This is a genomic window from Paracoccus broussonetiae (assembly GCF_031854425.1).
GTDB lineage: Bacteria > Pseudomonadota > Alphaproteobacteria > Rhodobacterales > Rhodobacteraceae > Paracoccus > Paracoccus broussonetiae.
The window spans coordinates 1-6,008 of the sequence record NZ_JAVRQI010000036.1; the positions used below are offsets into that span (position 1 = coordinate 1).

At 62.7% G+C, this 6,008-nt stretch carries 6 protein-coding genes; 2 read left to right on the forward strand and 4 right to left on the reverse strand.

Going from position 1 to position 6,008, the window contains the following annotated elements:
• Positions 1–132 precede the first annotated feature (132 nt).
• The gene (locus RM190_RS23120) at positions 133–990 is read right to left on the reverse strand and encodes an SDR family oxidoreductase (protein WP_311761841.1); all 858 of its coding nucleotides are present in this window, start codon (positions 988–990) and stop codon (positions 133–135) included.
• Positions 991–1,446: 456 nt separating this feature from the next.
• On the opposite strand from RM190_RS23120, the gene RM190_RS23125 reads away from it, so the two are divergent.
• The gene (locus RM190_RS23125; protein ID WP_311761842.1) at positions 1,447–2,262 is read left to right on the forward strand and encodes a response regulator; all 816 of its coding nucleotides are present in this window, start codon (positions 1,447–1,449) and stop codon (positions 2,260–2,262) included.
• On the opposite strand, the gene RM190_RS23130 is transcribed toward RM190_RS23125, so the two are convergent.
• Positions 2,219–2,614, reverse strand: a complete 396-nt coding sequence (locus RM190_RS23130) for a response regulator (protein ID WP_311761843.1) — start codon at positions 2,612–2,614, stop codon at positions 2,219–2,221. The genes RM190_RS23125 and RM190_RS23130 overlap by 44 nt on opposite strands.
• Positions 2,607–5,405 (reverse strand): PAS domain-containing protein, encoded by a 2,799-nt coding sequence (locus RM190_RS23135; RefSeq protein WP_311761845.1) that lies wholly within the window; start codon positions 5,403–5,405, stop codon positions 2,607–2,609. Before RM190_RS23135 ends, RM190_RS23130 begins: the two co-directional genes overlap by 8 nt.
• Between RM190_RS23135 and RM190_RS23140 the strand changes: the two genes are divergently transcribed.
• Entirely contained in the window at positions 5,304–5,648 is a 345-nt protein-coding gene (locus RM190_RS23140; protein ID WP_311761846.1) for a hypothetical protein, read from the forward strand. The two genes, RM190_RS23135 and RM190_RS23140, sit on opposite strands and share 102 nt — an antisense overlap.
• 8 nt (positions 5,649–5,656) lie before the next feature.
• On the opposite strand, the gene RM190_RS23145 is transcribed toward RM190_RS23140, so the two are convergent.
• Positions 5,657–6,008, reverse strand: a 352-nt coding sequence (locus tag RM190_RS23145) for a sigma factor-like helix-turn-helix DNA-binding protein (protein WP_311761844.1), incomplete at its 5' end; no start/stop codon positions are given.

Consider the following 6,008-nt stretch of genomic DNA (forward strand, 5'->3'; position numbering starts at 1 on the left):
CCGTCGCCTGCTGGGCAAGGACCGGACCGCCCAGAAAGACCACCGCCATCGCAAGCACAGGGATTGCGTTCATGTCCGATCTCCGAAGTTGATTTCAATGTGCTGCGTCCGGCCCCTTCGGCCGTCGCAAGTTCAGATCATCGGCATGCCGCCAGTGACCGCGATCGTCGCGCCCGAGACATAGCTGGACATCGGATCGGCCAGCATCACATAGGCCGAGGCCAGTTCCACCGGTTGCGCGGGCCGCTTCATCGGATAGGATTGCCCGAATTTCGCGACATCCTCGGCAGGAAAGCTTGCGGGGATAAGGGGGGTCCAGACCGGCCCCGGCGCAACCGCATTGGCGCGAATGCCCTTTTCGGCCAGCAATTGGGCAAGGCCCATGGTGAAATTCTGGATTGCGCCCTTTGTCGTCGCATAAGCGAGAAGTTCCGGATTCGGTTTGTCAGAGTTTATCGACGCGGTGTTGATTATCGAACTGCCCGAGGGCATGTTCGGCAGCGCCGCCTTGATCAGATAGAACATGGCGTCGATATTCACCGAAAATGTTCTGCGCCACTCCTCGTCCGAGATTTCCGCAATGCTGTCGAATTTCATTTGATGGGCGGCATTGTTCACAAGAACATCAATGCGGCCGAATTGTTCCACCGTGCGTTCTATCACGTTGCGGCAATGCTCGGCACTGCCAAGATCGCCCGGAATAAGCAGGCATCTCCTTCCGGCTTCTTCGATCAGGCGCGCGGTATCACGCGCGTCCTGATCCTCGTTCAGATAGGCGATGGCGACGTCCGCACCTTCGCGGGCATAGGCAATCGACACGGCCCGCCCGATGCCACTGTCGCCACCCGTCACCAGCGCGACAAGGCCTTCAAGCCTGCCCTTTCCCTGCCACGAGGTCTCTCCGTGATCCGGTTTCGGGTCCATCACCTGGAAAGTTCCGGGCAGTTCCTGGGTCTGCTCGGGGAACGGGGGTTTGGGATAGTGTTTCATGCTGCTCCCTTCTGCTTCCTGGGGCCGCGCGGCAGGAAGGTGCCTGCGACTGGCACCCTGACCGCCATCAGGGCAGCCCCAACAGCCAAACATCGGAAATGTTCCCGAAGTTTTTTGATTTTCTTCCGCAGGATCATTGGGCCAGCCGCTGTCCTGCATCCGCGTGCAAAGGTTGCATTCTTTGTCGGTTCTTTGGAACCACAGTCATTTTCATGGCGTTCGTTCGATGCAAATAAGGAGGACGCGTATCATGAAAGGAATTCTGGCCTGGTTGCTTGGCGTTCCGATCGTTGTGATTATCCTGCTGTATGTCACCGGGATATTTTGATCGACAAGGAAAGGGCCGCTTTCGCGGCCCCTTCTTTTTGACGACGACATTTAAAATTTGCAAATTAATAGCAAGTCATTTCCGCCGCGTTGATATACTTGCCTGAAAGGCAAGGCGGCGGCCGAGCATTGGACGACCCCGACCGGCACCTGTGTCCTGCCATCGATAATCTGCAAATTCCGGGCGGCAGGTTCGGGCGGCTCGACTGCGGCCACACCACGATTTCCCAGTTAGCTGTTGTGTCATCCTGCGCATTGGGCGACAATGGGACGACCGCCAGTCACGAAAACAGTCGTGACGATCATCGGCGATCCTTCCCTACCGGGCTTGGCCTTGTGCAGCGGTCCGGGCGGACCTTCCTGCAAGAAAGGGACGACACCATGCGCATTCTCATCGTTGAAGACGACTATCTTGTGGCCGATCAACTGGCTCGCGAGATCCTTGAACTGGGAGAGGTGGTCGTCGGCCCATATGCCAATCTTGAAGAAGGCGCGATGAACTTCGATGACGTGGACGCGGCCATTCTGGATGTCCGGCTGGGCGACGGCACATCCTTTCATATCGCGGACAGTTTGCAGGCGCTGCAAATCCCCTTCCTGTTCTATACCGGCTACGACCCCCAGCTTGTGCCGTCGCGCTTTTGCCCGACCGATGTGTACAACAAGCCCGGCCACGCGCGCTGGCTGCTGAGCGGTCTGCGTTCCCGGCAAGAGGAGGGGCGCACCCCCCCGGCCGAGACCATCGAGTCCGTGGTTCGCGAAATGCTGGTCCAGGCGCGGCGGATGATGCCGGACAAGGCATCGGCCGAGCGGTTGGTGGAAGCGGCGCTGAAGGTCGCCATCGAGACGACCGAGCGCGACGACAGCCCGCACAAGCTGAAAAGCTGGCTGATGGAGCTTCTTACCCGCGAGTTCCAGACGAGGCATGGGGATCATCTGAACTGAAACCCCAGACCCATCGGGTCAGGGCCGCCAGATTGACGGGCTTTTCGAACTGCGCGGCCTGGGCAAGTGAGCCATCGATTGCGGCAATGTCGTATCCGGTCACGAAGGCAAAGGGGATTGCGCGCGCCAGCAGCTCGCGCGCGACAGGGACCACCGTTTCCCCCCGCAGGTTCACGTCAAGGACGGCGACGTCAAGTTCGCTCCGGGCAATCAGGTTCAACGCGGCCTGCACATTGCCTGCAGGACCCACGACCACCGCCCCGCTTTCCTGAAGGGCGGAGCGCATCTCGTCGGCCAGCAGGAACTCGTCCTCGACGATCAGGACGCGCAAAAGGCGGGCCGTCTCAGCCATTGCCGGACGTTTCCGGATGCCTGGAGGAGACGGGAATGCGGATCCTGCAATGCACGCCATCCGCTTCAAGGCGAAAGCTTGTCTCGCCCCCGACCTGATAGGGCAGCGCGCGTTCGATCAGTTCGCGGCCGCTGCCGACCGCCAGATCCGACACGTCCCGCGCCTTCATCGTGACGCCGCTTTCCCGCCAGTCGATATCAAGCCTTGGTGAGCCTTCCGGGCCGGCGTGGTCCATGCGCCAGGTCACGTGAAGGTGGCCCGGTGCCTGGGCCAGCGCGCCGTGCTTGACGGCATTGGTCGCAAGTTCGTGGATTGCCAGCGCAAGCGTCTGGACGGTCGAGGACCGCAGGAAGACATCCGCTGGCCCGCGCAGGGTGATCTGTTCGGACCGTCCACCCAGGGCGCCCAGTTCGCTTTTCAGCAAGGCGTCGAAGGTGACGCGGGTGTCGTCGTGCAGGCGGGACAGCAGCCCCTGCGCCCGCGCCAAAGCGTCGATCCGGTCGTTGAAACGACCGCGGAAATCGGTCAGGTCGGTGCTGCTTCGCATCGATTTGTCCGCCAGTGATCTCACCACGCCCAACAGGTTGCGCGTCCGGTGCTGAAGTTCGCCCACCAGCACCCGCTGCCGTTCCTGCAGCTCGCGCAGGTCGTGGATATCCGTCGACGTACCCAACCATTCGACGATCTCGCCCAGTTCGTCACGGACCGGCGTGGCGCGGTTCTGAAACCATCGATATTGCGTCCCGGTGCCCTTGATGCGCGCCTCGATCGCGAAATTCCCGGTCTGTATCGCCTCACGCCAGCTGAGAAGCGCGGCTTCGCGGTCGTCGGGATGAATGGCCGCGACCCAGCCGTGGCCGTGGCTTTCCTTGCCGCTCAAGCCCGTGAACTTCGTCCATTGCGGGCTTGACCAGGTCCATTGCCCGCCATCCACGGCGCGCCAGACAAGTTGCGGAATGCCCTCCATCAAGGTCTGAAGGCGAAGGCCGGTTCTGCGAAGCTCGCTGAGGTCCTGCCCGATGCCCCCGATCAGGGCAACCGCGCCCGAGGCATCGCGGATCGGGAAAATGGTACTGCGCAGCCACCTGACCGTCCCGTCGGCGGGCCGCCGGATGCGATAGTCAAAGTGGGTATGCTCGCCCTGACGGACGCGCCGCATTGCGCCTATGGCGCGCCGCCGGTCGTCGCGGAACACGGTGCGAAGCCAGCTGCGGAAATTGTCCCCCTTCAGCACCTCGTCGCGCGTCATGCCATAGACGTCTTCAAAGGCGGGGGTCAGATACTGCCATTGCATTGTCCGGGCATCGCGGATCCACAGGACATCGCGGGAAGCCTCTCCGAACTGGCGCAACCGTTCCTCGCTGAGACGAAGAAGCTCGTCGGCGCGCATGCGCTCGACCAGATCCGCGGCCATGCGGACCAGAAGATCGAAAAACCTCAGCTCGCGGTCGCTGGCAAGGCGAGGGTTCTGCCAGAACGTCGACAGCATCCCCAGGATCACGCCCTGATGCGTGCACAGGGGGGTGGACTGGACGCCGCGAAAATTGGCGAGGCGATAGACAAGCGTTTCGCCGGGCGGCGCCGCGAACGTGTCGATATTCTCGACGCATACGCGGTCGGCAGCGGCATGGGCGCGCCCCGCCACGCCGGCGTCCTTAAGGCTTACCTGCTCCCACTGGCCGACCGCTGACGGGGGGATTCCGCGATGGGCGATCAGTCGCAGCAGTTTGTCCTGCGGGCCAAGAACCTGCAGGCTGGCCGCGTCCGCGCGCATCAGAAGGGCGGCGGCGCGCACGATGCGGTCGTAAAGCGCTTGGGGTTCGCTGCTGCCGACCAGATCGCGGACCACACTGTGCAGCTCGCTCATCGAGGCAAGATCCTTGGCCAGCCGCCCTTCGGTGCTGCGCAATGCCGCTTCGGACTGGGTGCGCGAAATGATGATCGCTGCCGTCTGGGTCAGCCCCGCGGCCAGCGCGACATCCGTGGCTGCGGGACTGCGCGGGTTCGGGAAATACATTGTCAGCGCTCCGACCAGCTTCCCCGAGGCAGTCTCGACCGGGAAGGACCAGCAGGCGCGATAGTTGTAATTCACGGCAAGCCATTTCCAGGATTCCCAGCGCGGTTCCTCAAGGATGTCGACCGTGACAACCGGTTCGCCCGAGGCGACCGCCAACCCGCAGGCCAGCGATTCCGGCGAGACGACAAACCCGCTCACACGCGCGGCATAGGATTCCGGCATGCCCACGACATGGCTTAGCGCGCCATCCGCATTGGCAAGATAGAAGGCGCAGCGCAGCCCGGTATCGGTGCCCTGAACGGCGGCAGCGACAAGAATACCCAGCGAGTCCGCCAGCGGCGCGCCGTCCATCGCGGCCCGGAACGCCTCTTTCTGCGCGCTGAGAAGGATCTGGTTGCGATTCAGAAGCTGCTCGGAGGCGCGCAGGCCGGTCTCCAGCCGGTTCCGCTCGATCGCTTTCCAGACCATCTTGGCGGCAAGTCGGGCCAGCTTGATCTCATCCTCTTGCCAGGACCGTATCTGGTGCTGCTCCAGCCACAGCTGCGCGACCGGGTTGCCGTCCTGAAGGACCGGGGCGACCAGCAAGGCCTGGATGCCCGTGTCGAGCAGGTCCTGGCGCACGGAGGCTGGTATCCGCAGGTCCGCCGCGATGTCGCCCGCGATCGTCGTTCGGTGTGGATCGCGCCCATGACCCGCCCACTCGGCCTGTTCCGCCCCGCGCGCCGCGGGCTGCGCATCGCGCGTTTCCGTAAAGAATATGCGATCCGTCTTCAGATATTTCCCGACGAGATCCGTGGCCAGAACGGCCATTTCCTGGGCGTCGGACATCGACCACAGCCGATCGCTGAGGCGCAGCAGGAAGCTGTCTTTGCTTTCGGATACGTTCAGGCCACCCTCCAATGTCAGGTGGGTTCCGGGGACGCCTTCATGAAAGGCGCAGATGCGCAGGGCCGCGAATCCGCGGGAATGAACGCCTGCAGGATGTATTTGTTCCTGAAGCAGCGATGGGACGGCTGAGAACGCTTCTAGATCTCTGGTTCCAGGACCCTTCGCAGTTGTCCTCTGGCCCGGTTGACGCGGCTTTTGATGGTGCCGATGTCGCAATCCAGCAGGCGGGCGGCGTCGATATAGGTGACCCCCAGCGCGCCGACCAGCACGATTGCCTCGCGGTAATGGGCTGGCATGGCCTGCAGGGCGGCATGAAGCTCGATCGCCATCATGTGCCATTCCTGATCGGGGCCGACCTGCGGTCGAACCGATGCGCAATCGGCCGCTCCCGGGGCCTCGCGCGCGGCCTTGCGGCAATTGGTGAAGAAGCGATTGCGCATGATGGTGAAAAGCCAGGCCCGCATATTCGTGCCCGGTCGGTAACTGTCT